The organism is Streptomyces sp. S.PB5, from assembly GCF_030403745.1.
GTDB lineage: Bacteria > Actinomycetota > Actinomycetes > Streptomycetales > Streptomycetaceae > Streptomyces.
In genome coordinates this window covers 188278-206424 of sequence record NZ_JAQMWP010000009.1, presented here as the reverse complement: position 1 = coordinate 206424, position 18147 = coordinate 188278, and the positions used below count along the sequence as shown (strand labels likewise).

Here is an 18147-nt window from a genome sequence, read left to right as displayed (position 1 = left end):
CACCGCGAGGGCGGTCACTGGAAGATCTCCAGCCAGTCCAGCGACCGGTGGAAGAAGGCCCGCACGGCCCCACCGCGGGTGAGATTACGGGTGTTGACGCCGCACAGCACGGCGGCGAGGGCGAGGTCCGTGGCATCGGCCGGTCCCAGGACGGTGAGCGTGGCCTTCTTCCGTGCGCCCCTGCCGTGCCGGGTGGTCCGGATCTCCACGCCCTCGCGGATCAGGGCGCGGTCGCGGTGCCGTGCGCTGGTCGCGAGGTAGCGGTACTCCCGCCCGGAGACCTCCATCCGCAGGGCCCGGCCGGCTCTGGTCCGCGCCCAGCGGTTGCGCCTGAGCCGGACCCCGGCCCCGCCGACGCTGAGCTTCGCCAGGTGGAGCGAGGGCTTTCGTCCGTAGGCCCAGCCGACGAAGGAGGCGGCGGGCACGAAGTCGCCCCCGGCCTCGGTGACATGGCGCTCGCCGAGCCGTCTCGCCGGGTAGACCACCTCGATCCGCCCGAACTCCGCGACCGTGCCCCGGTATCCAAACCTCCAGGTCAGCCGGTGACCGGACCGGTCCTCCCAGTGGTCGAGGGTGTAAGCGGGCACTACGTCAGGCCTGCCGCCCGCGCCCGCTCCACCGCCGGGCCGATCGCCTTGGCGACGGCTTCCACGTCGGCCTCGGTGGAGGTGTGGCCGAGGGAGAAGCGGAGGGTGCCGCGGGCGAGGTCCGGGTCGGTGCCGGTGGCGAGGAGGACATGGCTGGGCTGGGCGACCCCGGCGGTGCAGGCGGAGCCGGTGGAGCACTCGATGCCCTGGGCGTCCAGGAGGAGCAGCAGGGAGTCGCCCTCGCAGCCCGGGAACGTGAAGTGGGCGTTGGCCGGGAGCCGGTCGACCGGGTCGCCGCCGAGGATCGCGTCGGGGACCGCCGTACGGACCGCCTCGATCAGCTCGTCGCGCAGGGCGCCGATCTCGCGGGCGAACCATTCGTGCTGTTCGGCGGCGAGCCGGCCGGCGACGGCGAAGGAGGCGACGGCGGGGACGTCGAGGGTGCCGGAGCGGACATGGCGTTCCTGGCCGCCGCCGTGCAGAACGGGGACGGGGGTGTACTCGCGGCCGAGGAGGAGGGCGCCGATGCCGTACGGGCCGCCGATCTTGTGGCCGGAGACGGTCATCGCGGCGAGGCCGGAGGCGGCGAAGTCGACCGGGACCTGGCCGTAGGCCTGGACCGCGTCGGCGTGCAGCGGGACGTCGAACTCCCTGGCCGCGTCGGCGAGTTCGCGGACCGGCATGACCGTGCCGATCTCGTTGTTGGCCCACATCACGGTGGCGACGGCGACGTCGTCGGGGTTGCGGGCGATGGCCTCGCGCAGTGCCTCGGGGTGGACCCGGCCGTAGGCGTCGACCGGGAGGTACTCGACCGTGGCGCCTTCGTGCTCGGCGAGCCAGTGCACGGCGTCGAGGACGGCATGGTGCTCGACGGGGCTGGCCAGGACTCGGATGCGGGCCGGGTCGGCGTCGCGGCGGGACCAGTACAGGCCCTTCACCGCGAGGTTGTCGGCCTCGGTTCCACCGGAGGTGAGAACGACCTCGCTGGGGCGGGCGCCCAGTGATTCGGCGAGGGTCTCGCGGGCCTCCTCGACGGTGCGCCTGGCGCGGCGGCCGGATGCGTGGAGGGAGGAGGCGTTGCCGGTGACGGCCAGCTGTTCGGTGAGCGCCTCGACTGCCTCGGGAAGCATCGGGGTGGTCGCGGCGTGGTCGAGGTAAGCCATGGTGAGCCGATTCTACGGGCCCGGCCCATGGACCTCGTTTCAAGGTCCGGGAAGGTCCGGGGAGGTCCTGGCTAGAAGCTCCAGGACACCGTGTTGTCCATCTGCATGAACGCCACCAGCACCACGAGGTCGGCGACGCCCAGGCCGAGCCCCAGGAAGGCGCGGCCGCGACGGGCGGTGCCCCGCCACAGGGCCACCGACGCCAGGACGATGGCGATCGGGCCGAGGAAGATGTTCAGCGCGATGAGGCCGATGAGGCCGAGGATGAAGGACGCGACGGCCATTCCGTCGGCGTCACGGACTGCGGTGCGGCCGGAGGCCGGTGCGGTGAGCTGCATGGTGATCGTCTCCCCTGGATCAGTGAGTCGAGTGGATCAGTGGGTCGAGCTGTGGCGACGGGCGTGCCGCTCGCGGAGCGCGAAGATGCCGAGCCAGACGGCCACGACGACGGTCGCGACGGCGGTGAAGGTGAACGGCGCGTGGGCCACGGTGCCCAGGACGGCGCCGAAGAGCAGGAGTGCGGCGACGAGGAACAGCATGGGACGGATCCCCCTCCGAGATGCTTGCGTGGTGCTTCTCGTTACGTTTGAGTGAACAGTTGTAGTAACACTTGTTCACTGACTCCAGAGTCTAGCGCGTACGACGACTTCTCAATTCCAGAGAACAGTTGTTTACTGATGACATGAGTCACACCCTCGGCATCCGGCAGGCCCAGAAGCAGAAGACCCGACAGGCGCTCCTCGACGCCGCGTTGGGACTGCTGGAGGAGCAGAGCCTGAGCAGTCTGGGCCTGCGCGAGGTCACTCGGGCCGTCGGCGTCGCCCCGACCGCCTTCTACCGGCACTTCCGTTCCACCGCGGACCTCGGTGTCTCCCTCGTCGAGGAGGCGCTGGGCAGCCTGCACCCGATGATCCGAACGGCGGTCGGCACGGCCGGCAGCGCCGAGGAACGCATAGCCCGCGCCGTCGAGTTGACCGCCCACCACGTCGCCACCCACCCGGCCCACGTCCGCTTCATCGCCCGCGAACGGCACGGCGGGGTCCAGCCGGTGCGCGAGGCCATCCGCGGCCAACTGACCCGGTTCGCGGTGGAGGTGAAGGCGGAGCTCGCCAAGGACCCGGAGTCCGAGGGCTGGAGCGAGGACGACCTGCTGATGCTGGCGAACCTCTACGTCGACCAGATGCTCATCACCGCCTCCCTGTTCCTGGAGGCGCTGGAGGGCTCCGAGGAGGACCGGGAGCGGATCCGTCAGGTCGCCACCAGCCAGATGCGGCTCATCAGCATCGGCCGGGACCACTGGCTCCGCTGAGCGCGGCACGGCCTCGACACACAGGGGCGGCACCCCCGTTCACCGGGAGTGCCGCCCCTGCCCTTCGCCCGCTCCCTGGTACAGGCCCGTGACAGCAGCGGCCGCCCGGGCCAGTTCCTCGCGCACCTCCGGCGGGGAGAACACCTCGACGCGGTCGGAGAACTGCAGGAGTTGACGGGCCTCGCCGACAACTCCGTACGACAGCCTGGCCGTCACCCACTCCCCCTCGCCGCCGTCCTCGCGGAGTTCGGCCAGCCAGGGCGCGTTGAGCCGCAGGAACAGGTCGAGACGGTCGCGCCGGACCCGTACGACGACGTCGATCCCTCCGTGACGTTCCTCGACCTTCCGGCGCAACGCCTCCCAGACGTCGGCGAGTTCGACGCCCGGCCGCCGTCGCACGGTGTCGTCCAGGACGGTCGCCGAACGCACCCGGTCCGCGCGGAATGCGGCCCGCCCCGCCGGTCGGCGACCAGGTACCAGACGCCGGCCTCGGAGATCAGGCCGTACGGATCGACGGTGTACGTCCACGGCTCGGGCTGTCCGCTGTGCCGGTAGCGCAGCCGCAGCCGGCGGTCGGCGAAGACGGCGTCCTGCAACACGTCCAGGTCCACGGCGACTTGGGGGCCGCCCTTCCAGCGCGTCGCGTCGACGAGGATGCGCTGCGAGGCCGCCTCGGCGGCCGGGCGGTGCGGGGCCGGGAGCGCGGCCATCACCTTGCGCAGCGCCGAGCCGGGGGCGGTGTCCAGACCGAGAGCGGCATGCGCGCCCTGGGCGGTCAGGATGAACAGGGCGCGGGACTCGTCGGCGGTCAGTCCCGTCACGTCCGTGCGGAATCCGGCGAGCAGTTCGATGCCGCCGTTCCGCCCGCGTCCGGCGTAGACAGGGACGCCGGAGGCGGAGAGGGCCTCGATGTCCCGGTAGATCGCGCGCACGGACACCTCAAGGCGCTCGGCGAGCCTCGGGGGCGGGAGCCTCTCACATCCTGACGCGGGCCAGCTGACGCGACTGGGCCACCAGTCGGTCCGTGCTGTCCCAGACCTCGGCGTCCTCCTCCAGGAAGCCGCCCGCGAGGTTGCGGGTGGTGATGGAGACGCGGAGGGGGCCCGGGGCGGGGCGGCAGCGGATGTGGACGGTCAGTTCGACCGTGGGGACCCAGCCCTTGATGCCGAGCTCGAAGGCGGTGGGCGGCAGCGCGTCCACCGCGAGGAGCAGGGAGAGGGGGTCGGCGTCGCGTCCGTCGGCGAGGCCGAACCAGGAGCGCATCTCGCCCTTGCCGGAGGGGGCGCCGAGGGCCCAGCCCAGGGTGGACGGGTCCAGCTTGAGCATCAGGCGCTCGGTGATGGCCGAGCTGCCCTCGACGGGCGCAGGACCGTCTTCGGGGCCGAAGCACTGGTCCATCGGCGGGAAGGCGGGCGGCTTCGCCGTCGTACGGACGTCGTCCGGGAGGGAGTCGAGGTCGCCGTAGGAGGCGAGGACGCGGATGCGTTCGACCTCGTTGCCCTGGTCGTCGTACTGGAGCAGGGAGGCCTGGCCGGTCGACAGGGTGCGGCCGGTCCTCACCACGTCCGTGCGGACGACCGCCGGGCCCGACTGGGACGCCGTCAGGTAGTGCGCGGAGATGGTGAACGGATCCGCGTGCGGGAGGGCGTCCGCGAGGGCGCGGCCGAGGACGGCCAGCAGGTAGCCCCCGCTGACGGCGCTGATGATCGTCCAGCCGGCGGAGAGGTCGATGTCGTAGACGCCGGGCTCGCGGAGGGTGAGCGCGGTGTCCCGGTCGAACTCGCTGTCGCCGATGGTGGCCTTCGTGGCGGAAGCTGCTTCTGGCATGCCTGAACGGTACAACAGGTGATTACTAAGCGGTAGCTTTTTCCTCACCCCGCAGTCCTCACCCAACAGCCCTCACCCAGGGTGAGAGCAGGCCAATTTCCTGGTAAGTGTCCGTACTCGTCCGTAAACCCGGCGGCCCGATCCGCCCTCCTCAGATGCATGAGCCTCACCGGGACCGCGTTCCTCTACACGCTGATCGTGCTGTCCGTCGTCGCCGTCGTCCTCCCGCTCGCCCTGTGGTCACGCCTGCGGGGACCGAGAGCCCTGCGTGCCCTCGCCCGTCTGCTGATGGTCGTGTTCGCCCAGGGGACCGCCGTCGCCCTCGTCTTCGTGCTGGTCAACAACCAGAACAACCTCTACGACAACTGGGCCGACCTGCTCGGCACCGGCGACCATGTCCAGCAGGCCGCGAACCTGGGCGCCGACGGCACCGGCGGCATAGCGCTGAAACGGCTGCCGAAGGTCAGGCAGCACTTCACCGACGTCTCCGGGCCCGGCATGCGGGGCGTGCGGGAGACCCAGCTCAAGGGCCGGATCTCGGGCGTGGACGCCGAGGTCTACGTCTGGCTGCCCCCGCAGTACGGCGAACCCGCCTACCGGCACCACAGGTTCCCCGCGGTGGAGCTGCTCTCGGGCTACCCCGGCTCCGCCAAGGCCTGGTTCGGCTCACTGCACGCGGCGAACCAGCTGCGGCCGCTGATGCGGAGCGGCAAGGTGGCGCCGTTCATCCTGGTCGCCCCGCGCATGAACCTGCTGGCCGGCGTGGACACCGGCTGCGCCAACATCACGGGCACGGTGAACGCCGACACCTGGCTCAGCGTCGACGTACCGAAGATGGTCGACGACAACTTCCGCGCCCAGGCCGGACCTGCGGGCTGGGCGGTCGCCGGGTACTCGGCCGGCGGGCACTGCGCGACCAAGCTCGCCGTCGCCCACCCCGACCGCTACCGGGCCGCGGTCAGCATGTCCGGCTACAACGACCCGATCGGCGAGCGCAATTCACTGGCGGCCGAGACCCCGGCCCTGCGCCGCGCCAACAACCCCTACGTGCTCCTGCGCGGCGCCCGCACCCCGCCCGCCGTCGCGCTCTACGAGTCCGGCCAGCCCGGAGACGGCTACGAGGCGGGCGTGGGCCTCGAACAGATCGCGAAGGCGCCGACGACCGTGCACGTCGTCTACATCCCCAAGAGCGCGGGCGGTCACAACATGGCCCTCTGGCAGCCGCAGGTGGTCCCGGCGTTCCGCTGGCTGACCGAGGAGATGGGTCTGCTGCACGGCCGGGCAGGCGCGGGAGGCGTGCCTCGCACTGTCTCTGCCACTACTCCTGCCGCTACTCCTCACGCACGGTCGAGCGCCGGTTCCAGGCCCGCGGAGCTCGCCAGTGGTACCGCATCGCCAGCAACCGCAGCACGAAGGCCGTGATCACCGCGAGGCCGCTGGTGACGGGGGTCAGGGCGTCGTAGCGGATGCAGACGACGACCATGGTGGCGCCGACGATCGCCGGGACCGCGTACAGATCGCGGTCCCAGCGCAGCAGCGACGGCACCTCGTTGGCCAGCACGTCCCGGAGCACACCGCCGCCGACCGCGGTGGCGAGGCCCAGGGTCGCGGACTGGGTGAGGCCCAGCCCGTAGTCGTACGCCTTCGTCGTCCCGGTGACGCAGAAGAGGCCGAGGCCCGCCGCGTCGAAGACGTTGACGCCGAGCTGGATGCGCTCCACCTGCGGGTGGAGGAAGAAGACCAGGAGGGCGGCGAGGAGGGGGGTGATGAAGTACCCCAGGTCCGTGAAGGCCGCCGGGGGCACGGCGCCGATGATCAGATCCCGGAACAGTCCACCGCCGAGCGCCGTGACCTCGGCGAGGACGGCGATGCCGAAGAGGTCGAAGTTCTTGCGTACGGCCAGCAGGGCGCCGGAGATCGCGAAGACGAAGATGCCGATCAGGTCGAGCGTGTGCTGGACGGACGGGCTGAACAGGTTCTGGAACACCCGTACATTCTCACCCAGCAGAAAGCCCCCGCCTTGCAAATGAAGGCGGGGGCTCGCTGACGGTGCTTACTTCTCCTTGGAAGGAGCCTCAGGCTCTTCCGTGTCCGCGGGCTCCTCGGTCGTCTCGGCGGCGACCTCGGCCGCCACCGCCGCCGACGTCTCCGCCGACTCGGCCAGCACCTCGTCCGCGACCAGTTCGGCCGCCTCCTTGGCGACCGTCAGCAGCACGGTGTCCTGCGGTGCCTGGTCCTCGAAGCTCTCGGGGTGGTGGCAGGCGACCTGCTGACCGGGCTTCAGCTCGATGAGCGCGGGCTCGGTGGTCTTGCAGATCTCCGTGGCCTTCCAGCACCGGGTGTGGAAGCGGCAGCCGCTGGGCGGAGAGATCGGCGAGGGGACGTCACCCTTGAGCAGGATGCGCTCGCTCTTGGCGTTCCTGCGCTTGGGGTCCGGGATCGGCACCGCCGACATGAGCGCCTTGGTGTACGGGTGCATCGGCGCCCGGTACAGCGCGTCGCGGTCGGCCAGCTCGACGATCTTGCCGAGGTACATGACCGCGATCCGGTCCGAGACGTGCCGGACGACCGAGAGGTCGTGCGCGATGATCACGTACGTCAGGCCGAGCTCCTGCTGGAGGTCGTCCAGCAGGTTGACGACCTGGGCCTGGATCGACACGTCGAGCGCGGAGACCGGCTCGTCGGCCACGACCAGCTTCGGGTTCAGGGCCAGCGCGCGGGCGATGCCGATGCGCTGGCGCTGGCCGCCGGAGAACTCGTGCGGATAGCGGTTGTAGTGCTCGGGGTTGAGGCCCACGACCGACAGCAGCCGCTGCACCTCGGCCTTGATGCCGCCCTCCGGCGTGACGCCCTGGAGCTTGAAGGGGGCGCCGATGATCGTGCCGATGGTGTGGCGCGGGTTCAGCGACGAGTACGGGTCCTGGAAGATCATCTGCACATCGCGGCGGAGCGGACGCATGCCGCTCACCCCGAGGTGGGTGATGTCCTTGCCCTCGAACTCGACCGTGCCGGCGGTCGGTTCGAGCAGCCGGGTGATCAGCCGGCCCATCGTCGACTTGCCGCAGCCGGACTCGCCCACGACACCGAGGGTCTCACCGGACTTGACCTCGAAGTCGATGCCGTCGACCGCACGCACCGCGCCGACCTGCCGCTGGAGCAGGCCCTTCTTGATCGGGAAGTGCTTCTGGAGCCCGGTCACCTTCAGCAGGGTCTCGCCGGGGGCGGCGTCGCCCTTGGTGATCACCGTGCCTTCGCTCTGCGCAGGGATGCTCACGTTGTCCTCGCTCACAGCTTCGGCGCAATCTCTTCGATCCAGATACGCTCCCGCTGCTCCTGCGACATGTGGCAGGCGGCCCAGTGCTGGCTGCCCACCTCGGTCAGCTCGGGGCGGACGGTGCGGGTGACGTCGTCCTTCGGGATGTCCGCGTACGGGCAGCGCGGGTTGAAGGCGCAGCCGGACGGGATGTTGATCAGCGAGGGCGGGGAGCCCTTGACCGGGATCAGACGCTCCTGCTGCTCACGGTCCAGGCGCGGCATCGAGCCGAGCAGACCCCAGGTGTAGGGGTGCCTGGGCTCGTAGAACACCTTCTCCGCGGGACCGCGCTCGACGCAGCGGCCGCCGTACATGACCAGGATGTCGTCGGCGAGCTCGGCGACGACGCCCAGGTCGTGGGTGATGATGATGACCGCGGAGCCGAACTCCTTCTGCAGATCCCGGATCAGGTCGAGGATCTGCGCCTGGACGGTCACGTCCAGGGCGGTCGTCGGCTCGTCGGCGATGAGCAGTTCGGGGTTGTTGACCAGCGACATCGCGATCATCGCGCGCTGGCGCATACCGCCGGAGAACTCGTGCGGGTAGTTGTCCACCCGCTTGTCCGGCTGCGGGATGCCGACCCGGTCGAGCATCTCCACCGCGCGGCGCTTGGCGGTCTTCTTGTCCACCTTGTGGTGGATGCGGTACGCCTCCACGATCTGCTGGCCGATCGTGTAGTACGGGTGCAGCGCGGACAGCGGGTCCTGGAAGATCATCGCCATCTCGCGGCCGCGCAGCTTGCGGACGTGGTCCGGGTCGGCGGACAGCAGCTCGGTGCCGTCCAGCCAGATCTCGCCGGAGATCTGCGCCTTGCGCTTGCCGTACTGGCCGGCGGTGTGCAGGCCCATGATGCCGAGCGAGGTCACCGACTTGCCGGAGCCCGACTCGCCCACGATGCCGAGGGTCTTGCCCTTCTCCAGCTTGAAGGAGAGCCCGTCGACGGACTTGACCAGACCGTCGTCGGTCGGGAAGTGCACCTTCAGGTCGCGCACTTCCAGGAAGGCGGTCGGCGCGGGCGAGGCGGGGGTGGGCTCGCCCACGGCCGCTCCGCTCTTGCTGAGTTCGGTCATGCGAGCCTCACTCGGGGGTCGATCACGGCGTACAGGACGTCCACCACGAGGTTGGCGATCAGCACAGCGACGGAGGTGATCAGGGTGACGCCCAGGATGATGGGCAGGTCCTGGTTCTTGATGCCGCTCAGCACCGCCTGGCCGAGGCCGGGGAGGCTGAACGTGGTCTCGGTCAGGATCGCGCCGCCGATGAGGGCGCCGAGGTCCATGCCGAGCATGGTCAGGATGGGGGTCATCGTGGAGCGCATGGCGTGCTTGCCGATGACGACCGGTTCCCTGAGGCCCTTGGCGCGCGCGGTGCGGATGTAGTCCTCGCCGAGGATCTCCAGCATGGTGGCGCGGGTGATCCGGGCGTACATCGCGGCGTAGAGGAACGCCAGGGTGATCCAGGGCAGGATCATGCCGCCGAGCCAGCCGGTGAAGCTGTCCTCGAGGGGCACGTACTCGCCCTCGATCCAGCCGAGCCCGTACGAGAAGATCGCGAGGCTCAGCAGACCGGTGAAGTAGATCGGGAGGGAGACACCCGCGAGGGCGACGACCATCGCGCCGCGGTCCCAGAGGCTGCCCCGCTTGAGCGCGGAGAGCACACCGGCGGCGACACCGAAGATCAGCCACAGCACGGCGGCACCGAGAGCGAGACCCAGGGTCACCGGGAAGCGGTCGGTCAGCACCGGCCAGACGGCCTGCTCGCTGCGGAAGGAGTAACCGAAGCACGGTGCGGAGCAGTGCACGGTGTCGCCACCGCCCACATAGGTGCGGCCCGCGAAGATGCCCTTGAAGAACTCCCAGACCTGGGCGTAGATCGGGTCGCCCAGTCCCAGCTTCTGCCGCACGCCCTCGACGGCGGCGGGGTCGGCCTGCTTGCCCACGAAGCTCAGGGCAACGTCGACACCGGCCCACTTGGGGACCAGGAAGAAGATGCCGAAGACCACCATGATGATGACCACGAGCATCACTGCGGCGGCGAACAGCCGCCTGACGAGGTAAGCGAGCACAGCTCTCGGCCCGCCGCGGATCGCGGGCCACCGGAGGTCTTCCGGTGGCCCGCGATCACACGTCGCCGGCCTTCACCTGCCTTTCGTGCCTGTTCGGCGGGTGTGCCGGGTTACTTCGCGGACTTCAGACCGAGGTTGACGAAGTCGTACTGACCGCTGTAGTTGTCCGAGGTGTAGACGTTGGCCAGACGGCTGCCGCGCCAGTTCACGAACTTCTCGAAGACGAACGGCAGGTAGACGCCGGTGTCCATCACCGCGTGGTTGATGTCCTTGGCGAGCTGCAGCTTGGCCGCGTCGTCCTGCTCCTTGACGTAGGTGTCGAACAGGCCGTTGATCTTCTTGTCGTCGATCATGCCGAAGTTGTTGTTGCCGCTCTCAAGGATGTACTTGCCGTCCCACAGCGGCAGACCGAAGCCCTGGACGGACGGGAAGTCCGCGCCCCAGCCCATGATGATGATGCCGAAGCCCTTCTTCTCCACGTTGGAGGGGCTGCCGATGATGCCGGAGGTCTGCGAGCCGTCGTACTGCTCGATGTCGGCGGTGATGCCGATCTTCTTCAGCGAGGCCTGCAGGGACTCGGCCGTGGCCACCTCGACCGGCTTGTTGTTGCGCACCGCGATGGTGGTCTTGAAGCCGTTCGGCTGACCGCAGGCCTTCAGCTCTTCCTTGGCCTTGGCGGCGTTGCCGTTCTTGTTGGCGCCGGCGATGCCGTACGGGTCGTACGACTGGCCCTCGGAACCGGGGACGGTCGGCGGGAGCATGTTGGTGCCGATGTCACCACCGGCGACCGGGCCACCGCGCGCGGTCTGCAGCGAGACGTGGTCGGCGCCGTAGATCACGGCCTTGCGGCAGTGGATGTTGTCGAACGGCTTCACGGTCTGCGGGAAGGCCGCGTAGCGGATGTAGCCGGAGACCGGGTTGTCCAGGTTGGCCTTGTGCTCCTGCAGGGCGGTGGTGCGGCCCTGCGGGGACAGACCGGTCTGGTTGATGTCCAGGTCGTAGTCACCGGCGATGAGGCGGGCGTCCAGGTCGTTGGCGTTCGAGAAGAACTTGACCGAGATCTTGTCCGGGTACGCCTTGCGGACCGGGTCCGAGGCCTGCTTCCAGTTGGTGTTGCGGACCAGGACGAGGTCCTTGCCCGGGCTGTACGACTCGAACTTGTACGGGCCGGAGGAGAACGGCTTCAGGCCGTACTTGGACTTGGTGTCCTTGTCCTGGCGGACCGGGGAGGCCGAGACCAGGGCGAGGATGTCCTCGAAGTCGGCGTTGGCCTCCGGGAGGTGGAAGACGATCGTCTTGTCGTCCGGAGTGTCGATCGCCTTCAGACCGAGCTTGTCGGGGGAGGTGTCCTTGTAGGGACCCTTGTACTCGCCCTTGGGGTCGAGGACGTCCTTCAGGTACACCGGGCCGCCGGACAGCACGTCCTGCGCCCAGACGCGCTCGATGCCGTACTTGATGTCCTTGGACGTGATCGGCTTGCCGTCCTCCCACGTGATGCCGTCACGCAGGGTGTACGTGTAGGTCTTGCCGTCGTCCGTGACCTTGGCGAGGCCGGTGGCGAGGTCCGGGGTGAGCTTGGTGCCGGCCTCGCCGGGCGCGGCGGCACCCGTCACGAGCTGACGGCTGTAGTAGCGCGCGAAGTTCCACATGAACCCGTAGTAGCCACGCGTGGTGTCCCACGAGTCGGCGTCCTGGGCACCGCCGAACTTCAGCTCGCCGCCCTTCTTCGCCAGCGAGGCCTGGGCGACCTTGTTGTTCGCGGCGTTGAAGCCGGCCGCGCCCGTCGTCGAGTCCTCGTTGTCGTCATTGCCACCGCCGCCGCACGCCGCCGTGGTCAGCAGCGCGGCGACCGCGGCGACAGCGGCAAACGCCTGCTTCCGCCGCCCTGAGGTGCGTTGGGTAGTCACGATCTCGGATCCTCCGGATTTGATGAGAGACCCCGTGCTGGTGCCACGGGACGCTTTGGGTACGGCAGTTCAGCGGGAGCCCTTCGGGTCCAGCGCGTCCCGCACGCCGTCGCCGAAGAGGTTGAAGGCAAGAACCGTGATGAAGATCGCTACACCCGGGACCACCATGTAGGTGGGATCCGACTTGTAGTAGTCGATCGCGTTCGAGAGCATCTGCCCCCAGGAGGCCGTGGGCGGCTTGACGCCCACGCCCAGGAAGCTGAGTGCCGCCTCGGTGAGGATGTTGGTGGGGATCATCATCGTCGTGTACACGATGATCGGGGCGACCAGGTTGGGCAGCAGTTCCTTGAACAGGATGTAGAACCGTCCGGCGCCCAGCGAACGGGCCGCCTCGACGTACTCGCGCTCACGCATCGAGAGGGTCTGGCCGCGCACCACGCGTCCGATGTAGGGCCAGCCGAAGAAGCCGATCACCAGGATCATCACGAACAGGCGGACGCCCGTACCGGTCAGTCCCAGCATCTCGTTCGGCATGACGGAGACCAGCGCGATGATGAAGAGCAGCTGCGGGAAAGCCAGCAGACCGTCCATGACCCGGCTGATCAGGGAGTCGACCCAGCCGCCGAAGAAGCCGGCCAGGATGCCCATGACGGTGCCGATGACGACGGCGACGATCGCGGACAGGAAGCCCACGAGCAGGGAGATCCTGGCGCCGTAGAGGATCCGGGCGAAGATGTCGCGGCCGTTGACCGGCTCGACGCCCAGCAGGTGTTCGCCGCTGATCCCGCCGAAGGAACCCGTGGGGGTGCCGAACAGCGGGTCGATCAGGTTCTCGTGGTACTCGTTCGGATCCTGGTCGAGCAGGCCGGTGATCACGGGCGCGAGCAGCGCGACCGCGATGAGAAGGAGCACGACGACGCCGCCCGTGAGGGCGAGTTTGTCCCGCTTGAGGCGCTCCCAGGCGATCCGGCCCAGGGAACGACCCTGTACGGCCTTCGCGTCGGCGCTGACTGCCGCCGCTTCTTCGGCCGCGCTCGGGGCCGCTTCCGCGGTCGGCTCGTGCAATGGTGCCGTCATCTGGCAGGGACCCCTCTCAACCGGCGGTAGCCGGCCCGCACTTGCCGCTGTAGCGGCGTGATCAGTCCGTCGTACACAGGGGCGAACCACCCCTGGAGCGGGAGTCTTCAACGCTTTGGCGATCTGTTGCCAGACTTGACGGGGAATGGATGCGTAAACGTGATGCGGGCTGGGGGGTTCCGTTATCCGGACAGCGGGTAACGGCCGCCGGACGAACACCAGTTGGGGCAATAAGGGCCTCGTGGGGCCTTCCGACCTCATCTACGCGCGAAGACACACTCCCGTAACACGGGAGACTGTGATCGTGTGCTCGTCGAGCGGTCGCCGTACGGTTCAGTAGCCGCCGGGTGCCGGAGGGTAGCCGTAGCCGGCCGCCGGAGCCTGGGCCGGGGCGGCCGCGTGGGCCTCACGGTCGTAGAAGGGACGGGCACCGGCCCGCATCCACATCGCGACCGGGTCGTACTCGTCGGACATCGCCACCGTCGACACCGGCAGGCCGTCCGGGACCACGCCGATGGACTGCTGCATCATCGCGCGCACCGAGTCCACGGCCTGCGGGCTGGTGTCGTACACATCCAGGCCGATGGCGAGGTACGGCGCCCCGAGCGCGGGCTGCACCCAGGCGCGGCGCAGCGAGCGGACGGCCGGGGTGCGATGGGCGTTGTGCGCGATCAGGGCGTAGAACTGCGGGATCTCGATACCGGGCTCCGACAGCCGCAGCGGCCCCGCGGGCTGACGCTCCAGACCGGTCGCGATCCGGCGCAGGTCGAGCCAGGGGATGCCGACGCCGCCGCCGGGGGCGTGCGGGTTGAGCCAGAGACCGTAGTGGTCGGGGTAGAGGGTGCGGGCCACGTCGATGCCGTCGACCACTTCGTACGAGCGGTTCCATCCGCTCGCGCTCAGTTCCTGGGCGGACGTGACGCACGGGGCGTACCCGTGCCCGTCGACCTCCATGTTTCCGTACTGGGCGTCCGGCGATCCGGCCTGGCCGTGCCAGAGGAGCATCCAGATCTGGCCGGAGGACGGGGTCGCGAGGGCACGGAGGAGCGCCTCGTAGGCGTCGTAGCGCCCCGGCGTCACCTGGCGCAGCATGTGCTCGACCGTGCCGGTCGCGGTGCCGGTGCCGCTGGCGCTCACGTCGTTCCGCCCCTTCGGGAAAACTGCGGGTGTCTGCCGACAGCTTAAGCGGTGGGAGCTCGGGGCTTACTGCTGTCTGCGGGGTGCGGGTCGTGGGGGTTGATCGCGTCCCGCGGCGGAGCCGCATACCGACCCAGCCCCGCGCCCCTTGACCGGCGATGCCGCAAGGCCCGTCTACAAGGCATCCTGGTAGAAGGGCCTTACCTTCTCGCGCATCCAATGACCCACCGGATCGTCCGCCACGTCCAGCAGGACCAGGTTCACCTGCCACCGCACCGGGGTCTGCCCCAGCGCCCGGCCCAGTGCGTCCATCGGGAGGGTACGCAAGTCACCCTCCCATTGGGAGAGTTCCACGCCCACGAACATGACGGGCTCGGCCGTCTCGATCGCGGCCAGGCAGCGGCGGGCCGTGCGGACGACTCCCGTCGCGGCGAACTCGGCGGAGGCGGTGGCGAGGAAGTCGACCGGGTCGTCCTGCCAGTCGGGCTCGAAGAGCTTGACCCGGCCGCCGGTGTTGGGGCCGTCGAGCGGGGTGCGGCCCACCCGGCAGAGCTCGGCGACGGCCTCGGGCGGCAGGGGGACGCCGACCACGCCGTCCGGGTTCACGGCGATGCCGACCTGCGGGGGCAGACCGCGGGCGAACTCGACCGCCGGGGCGATGGTGTACGACATGTGTCCGCCGGCGACCTGGCGGAACTGCTCCTCGGAGCTGAAGACCGGGACGTACGTCCCGCCCTCGATCTGCATGCTGGGCAGGTCCAGCGGGCCGCTGTCCGGGCCGCCGCCGTTGGGCAGGGGGATCCAGATGAAGCTGCGGCCCAGGACCTCGATGATCCGGCCGCCCGCCGAGGACATGCCGAGGGAGGCCGAGAGCACCTCCTCCAGCTCGTTGCCGGGCCATCCGCCGCCGTGCGGGTGGGGGTGTGCCTGTGCCGGGAATGCCATCTCTTCGTCCGCCTGCCGAGTCCTGCTGTGCGCCTGCTTGTCTGTGGCTGAAAAGGCTAACGGGTGCGGCGGCGGCCGGTGTCAGCCTGTGAAGCCGATGCGGCGCAGGGTGTTTGCCGCGTCCCGGTCGAGCAGCACCGCCGAGCCGACGCCCTGCGGCAGCTCGCCCTTCTCCACGGAGCGGATCAGCCGGGCGGCCGCCGTGCGGTGCCGCAGGAAGGCGTACTTCGAGACACCGCGGCCGCGCTCGCGCTGACCGGCCAGGGCGGTGTCCGGGGTGACGTCGAGCAGCAGCAGATGCAGGGTGCCGCCACGGCGGCGGGCGTGGCGGGCCAGCCAGCCGCGCACCCAGGACTGGGTGCCGCAGTCGTGCACCACGACCCCGTGGCCGGAGCGCAGGGCGCGGAACAGACCGAGGTAGTGCGCGGCCCGGACCAGGGGCCGGTAGACCGCGTACGGCAGGAAGCGCGGCGTCCGCTCGTCGAAGCGGTCGCGGGTGTCCTGGGAGTCGATGCGCATGCCCTTGACGGTCCGCTGCATCAGGGTGGACTTGCCGCTGCCGGGCAGGCCGGTGATCACGACCAGGTCGTCGGGGGCGAAGAGCAGGGCGTGCGAGCTGTGCCCGGCACGGTCGCGCAGGTCGCGGACGACCGGCTGCGGTGCGCAGGCCTCCCGGGCCGGAGCGGTCGGCTGCGCGGGCAGCGCGACGGCCGAGGTGGTGGCGTACGCAGTGGGCCTGTTCACCGTGATCGTCCTCCTCCGGGGTCAGGGGGGTTCCCCTCCCCACCGAGCGTAAAGAGAAGGTAATGGGGTGTGTCTCCTGTTTTGGTGATCGTCCTGCCACAAGCCAGTCACAAAGGGCAGAGCGGAGCTGACCCTGCCACCCGTGGCCGATGCGTGCAATGATGTCCGCGCCAACTGCATACCGGCCGTTTGAATCCGCGCGGGAGAGTTCCCAGCCCTGGGCTGGGGCGCCGAAGGAGCAAGTCCCTCCCTTGAATCTCTCAGGCCCCGTTACCGCGCGGGCGAGGCACATCTGAAAAGCGGGTCACCGTTTCCGGTGGCTCCACCCAAGGTGCAAGCCAGGATCTTTTGACGATCATGGCGAACCTCTCAGGTTCCGATGACAGATGGGGAGGAACGACCTCGCCCGTCATGCCGTGGATCCCAGGGAGACAACCGTCCGATGAGCAGCACTGAACCCCGCCTCACCGCGCTCGATGCTCTGCATCGTTCGCTCGGCGCGACGATGACCGACTTCGCCGGCTGGGACATGCCCCTGCGCTACGGCTCCGAGCGCGACGAGCACAACGCCGTCCGCACCAAGGCCGGGCTCTTCGACCTCTCCCACATGGGCGAGATCACGGTGACCGGGCCGCAGGCCGCCGCCCTGCTGAACTTCGCCCTCGTCGGCAACATCGCCTCCGTCGGCGTCGGCCGCGCCCGCTACACCATGATCTGCCGCGAGGACGGCGGCATCCTCGACGACCTGATCGTCTACCGGCTCGCCGAGACCGAGGCCGGTTCTTCTGAATACATGGTGGTCGCCAACGCCTCCAACGCCCAGGTCGTGCTGGACGCCCTCGTCGAGCGTTCCGCCGGCTTCGACGCCGAGGTGCGCGACGACCGGGACGCGTACGCCCTGATCGCCGTCCAGGGCCCCGAGTCCCCCGGCATCCTGAAGTCGCTCACCGACGCCGACCTCGACGGACTGAAGTACTACGCCGGTCTGCCCGGCACGGTCGCCGGCGTCCCGGCGCTGATCGCCCGCACCGGCTACACCGGCGAGGACGGCTTCGAGCTGTTCGTGCAGCCCGAGCACGCGGTCGAGCTGTGGCAGGCCCTGACCAAGGCGGGCGAGGGCGCCGGGCTGGTCCCCTGCGGACTGTCCTGCCGTGACACCCTGCGCCTGGAGGCGGGCATGCCGCTGTACGGGCATGAGCTGTCGACCGACCTGACCCCCTTCGACGCGGGCCTCGGGCGCGTGGTGAAGTTCGAGAAGGACGGCGACTTCGTCGGGCGTACGGCGCTGGAGGCCGCCGCCGAGCGCGCCGCCTCGGCCCCGCCGCGTGTCCTCGTCGGCCTGGTCGCCGAGGGCCGCCGGGTCCCCCGCGCCGGGTACGCCGTGGTCGCCGACGGCCAGGTGATCGGCGAGGTCACCTCCGGCGCCCCCTCCCCCACCCTGGGCAAGCCGATCGCGATGGCGTACGTCGACGCCGCGCACTCCGCGCCGGGCACGGCCGGGGTCGGTGTGGACATCCGGGGCAGTCACGAGCCGTACGAGGTCGTGGCTCTGCCCTTCTACAAGCGCCAGAAGTAGACACTGGACGCACGGCTGCGCCCCCGCGCGTGACCCTGCGCACATTTCCGCTGCTCACACGCGTTTCCAGCAGTCCCCCAACCATCAGCACTCCCCCGCGTACAGGAGAATTCAGGCCATGAGCAACCCCCAGCAGCTGCGCTACAGCAAGGAGCACGAGTGGCTGTCGGGCGCCGAGGACGGCGTCTCGACGGTCGGCATCACGGAGCACGCGGCCAACGCGCTCGGCGATGTCGTCTTCGTGCAGCTCCCGGAAGTCGGTGACACGGTGACCGCGGGCGAGACCTGCGGCGAGCTGGAGTCGACCAAGTCGGTCTCCGACCTGTACTCGCCGGTCTCCGGTGAGGTCACCGAGGTCAACGAGGACGTCGTCAACGACCCGTCGCTGGTGAACTCCGCCCCCTTCGAGGGCGGCTGGCTGTTCAAGGTACGGATCGCGGAGGAGCCGGCCGACCTGCTCTCCGCCGACGAGTACACCGCCTTTTCCGCCGGCTGAG

Annotated in this window: 18 protein-coding genes, 1 pseudogene and 1 riboswitch; of the genes and pseudogenes, 4 read left to right on the top strand and 15 right to left on the bottom strand. The window is 69.7% G+C overall.

Annotated elements, in window-relative coordinates:
• Positions 1-14: 14 nt before the first annotated feature.
• The 4 genes from PH203_RS24535 to PH203_RS24520 form a co-directional block, all read right to left on the bottom strand.
• Positions 15-587 (bottom strand): hypothetical protein, encoded by a 573-nt coding sequence (locus PH203_RS24535; protein ID WP_289922647.1) that lies wholly within the window; start codon positions 585-587, stop codon positions 15-17.
• On the bottom strand, positions 587-1750 hold the full coding sequence (locus PH203_RS24530; RefSeq protein WP_289922646.1) for a cysteine desulfurase family protein: 1164 nt from the start codon (positions 1748-1750) through the stop codon (positions 587-589). The genes PH203_RS24535 and PH203_RS24530 overlap by 1 nt, the downstream gene beginning before the upstream one ends.
• A 71-nt stretch (positions 1751-1821) precedes the next feature.
• Complete coding sequence (locus tag PH203_RS24525) at positions 1822-2088, bottom strand: DUF4190 domain-containing protein (RefSeq protein WP_289922645.1); 267 nt, start codon at positions 2086-2088, stop codon at positions 1822-1824.
• Positions 2089-2124: 36 nt separating this feature from the next.
• A complete protein-coding gene (locus PH203_RS24520) occupies positions 2125-2289 on the bottom strand; it encodes a hypothetical protein (protein WP_289922644.1) in 165 nt (54 codons plus the stop codon).
• Between the two features lie 143 nt (positions 2290-2432).
• Between PH203_RS24520 and PH203_RS24515 the strand changes: the two genes are divergently transcribed.
• Positions 2433-3059 carry a TetR family transcriptional regulator gene (locus PH203_RS24515; protein WP_289922643.1) on the top strand — a complete coding sequence of 209 codons (627 nt, stop codon included), beginning with the start codon at positions 2433-2435 and terminating at the stop codon, positions 3057-3059.
• A 39-nt stretch (positions 3060-3098) separates the two neighbouring features.
• On the opposite strand, the pseudogene PH203_RS24510 reads toward PH203_RS24515, so the two are convergent.
• Positions 3099-4015 (bottom strand): annotated as a pseudogene (locus PH203_RS24510) (WYL domain-containing protein); the annotation flags it as partial.
• A 19-nt stretch (positions 4016-4034) separates the two neighbouring features.
• The gene (locus PH203_RS24505; protein WP_289922642.1) at positions 4035-4886 is read right to left on the bottom strand and encodes a thioesterase family protein; all 852 of its coding nucleotides are present in this window, start codon (positions 4884-4886) and stop codon (positions 4035-4037) included.
• Between the two features lie 159 nt (positions 4887-5045).
• Here PH203_RS24505 and PH203_RS24500 point away from each other — a divergent pair, with 159 nt between their 5' ends.
• Complete coding sequence (locus PH203_RS24500) at positions 5046-6308, top strand: alpha/beta hydrolase-fold protein (RefSeq protein WP_289922641.1); 1263 nt, start codon at positions 5046-5048, stop codon at positions 6306-6308.
• Here the strand turns inward: PH203_RS24500 and PH203_RS24495 are convergent.
• The 9 genes from PH203_RS24495 to PH203_RS24455 all read right to left on the bottom strand — a co-directional run bounded on the left by PH203_RS24495 (position 6217) and on the right by PH203_RS24455 (position 16074).
• Positions 6217-6873, bottom strand: a complete 657-nt coding sequence (locus PH203_RS24495) for a trimeric intracellular cation channel family protein (RefSeq protein WP_289922640.1) — start codon at positions 6871-6873, stop codon at positions 6217-6219. The two genes, PH203_RS24500 and PH203_RS24495, sit on opposite strands and share 92 nt — an antisense overlap.
• 66 nt (positions 6874-6939) lie before the next feature.
• Entirely contained in the window at positions 6940-8160 is a 1221-nt protein-coding gene (locus tag PH203_RS24490; RefSeq protein ID WP_289922639.1) for a dipeptide ABC transporter ATP-binding protein, read from the bottom strand.
• Between the two features lie 11 nt (positions 8161-8171).
• Complete coding sequence (locus tag PH203_RS24485; protein WP_289922638.1) at positions 8172-9269, bottom strand: ABC transporter ATP-binding protein; 1098 nt, start codon at positions 9267-9269, stop codon at positions 8172-8174.
• Positions 9266-10264 (bottom strand): ABC transporter permease, encoded by a 999-nt coding sequence (locus PH203_RS24480; protein ID WP_289922637.1) that lies wholly within the window; start codon positions 10262-10264, stop codon positions 9266-9268. The genes PH203_RS24485 and PH203_RS24480 overlap by 4 nt, the downstream gene beginning before the upstream one ends.
• A gap of 110 nt (positions 10265-10374) precedes the next feature.
• Positions 10375-12171, bottom strand: a complete 1797-nt coding sequence (locus tag PH203_RS24475; protein ID WP_289922636.1) for an ABC transporter substrate-binding protein — start codon at positions 12169-12171, stop codon at positions 10375-10377.
• A gap of 69 nt (positions 12172-12240) precedes the next feature.
• Positions 12241-13248 (bottom strand): ABC transporter permease, encoded by a 1008-nt coding sequence (locus PH203_RS24470; RefSeq protein WP_289922635.1) that lies wholly within the window; start codon positions 13246-13248, stop codon positions 12241-12243.
• Positions 13249-13581: 333 nt separating this feature from the next.
• Positions 13582-14385: an enhanced serine sensitivity protein SseB C-terminal domain-containing protein gene (locus PH203_RS24465; RefSeq protein WP_289922634.1), complete on the bottom strand. Its 804-nt coding sequence runs from the start codon at positions 14383-14385 to the stop codon at positions 13582-13584.
• 174 nt (positions 14386-14559) lie between these two features.
• Positions 14560-15330, bottom strand: a complete 771-nt coding sequence (locus PH203_RS24460; protein WP_289922633.1) for an enhanced serine sensitivity protein SseB — start codon at positions 15328-15330, stop codon at positions 14560-14562.
• 81 nt (positions 15331-15411) lie between these two features.
• Complete coding sequence (locus PH203_RS24455) at positions 15412-16074, bottom strand: AAA family ATPase (protein ID WP_289922632.1); 663 nt, start codon at positions 16072-16074, stop codon at positions 15412-15414.
• 190 nt (positions 16075-16264) lie between these two features.
• Positions 16265-16360: riboswitch (glycine riboswitch) on the top strand.
• A 156-nt stretch (positions 16361-16516) separates the two neighbouring features.
• Between PH203_RS24455 and gcvT the strand changes: the two genes are divergently transcribed.
• Positions 16517-17650 (top strand): glycine cleavage system aminomethyltransferase GcvT, encoded by a 1134-nt coding sequence (gene gcvT / locus PH203_RS24450; RefSeq protein ID WP_289922631.1) that lies wholly within the window; start codon positions 16517-16519, stop codon positions 17648-17650.
• Positions 17651-17768: 118 nt separating this feature from the next.
• Complete coding sequence (gene gcvH, locus PH203_RS24445; RefSeq protein ID WP_059198155.1) at positions 17769-18146, top strand: glycine cleavage system protein GcvH; 378 nt, start codon at positions 17769-17771, stop codon at positions 18144-18146.
• Position 18147: the final 1 nt, after the last annotated feature.

Bases quoted from the DNA above. Each gene is read 5' to 3' on its own strand.
- PH203_RS24515 (WP_289922643.1), top strand. From the start codon at position 2,433: ATGAGTCACACCCTCGGCATCCGGCAGGCCCAGAAGCAGAAGACCCGA.
- PH203_RS24520 (WP_289922644.1), bottom strand. From the start codon at position 2,289: ATGCTGTTCCTCGTCGCCGCACTCCTGCTCTTCGGCGCCGTCCTGGGC.
- PH203_RS24470 (WP_289922635.1), bottom strand. From the start codon at position 13,248: ATGACGGCACCATTGCACGAGCCGACCGCGGAAGCGGCCCCGAGCGCG.
- PH203_RS24530 (WP_289922646.1), bottom strand. From the start codon at position 1,750: ATGGCTTACCTCGACCACGCCGCGACCACCCCGATGCTTCCCGAGGCA.
- gcvH (WP_059198155.1), top strand. From the start codon at position 17,769: ATGAGCAACCCCCAGCAGCTGCGCTACAGCAAGGAGCACGAGTGGCTG.
- PH203_RS24460 (WP_289922633.1), bottom strand. From the start codon at position 15,330: ATGGCATTCCCGGCACAGGCACACCCCCACCCGCACGGCGGCGGATGG.
- PH203_RS24505 (WP_289922642.1), bottom strand. From the start codon at position 4,886: ATGCCAGAAGCAGCTTCCGCCACGAAGGCCACCATCGGCGACAGCGAG.
- PH203_RS24525 (WP_289922645.1), bottom strand. From the start codon at position 2,088: ATGCAGCTCACCGCACCGGCCTCCGGCCGCACCGCAGTCCGTGACGCC.
- PH203_RS24500 (WP_289922641.1), top strand. From the start codon at position 5,046: ATGAGCCTCACCGGGACCGCGTTCCTCTACACGCTGATCGTGCTGTCC.
- gcvT (WP_289922631.1), top strand. From the start codon at position 16,517: ATGAGCAGCACTGAACCCCGCCTCACCGCGCTCGATGCTCTGCATCGT.
- PH203_RS24485 (WP_289922638.1), bottom strand. From the start codon at position 9,269: ATGACCGAACTCAGCAAGAGCGGAGCGGCCGTGGGCGAGCCCACCCCC.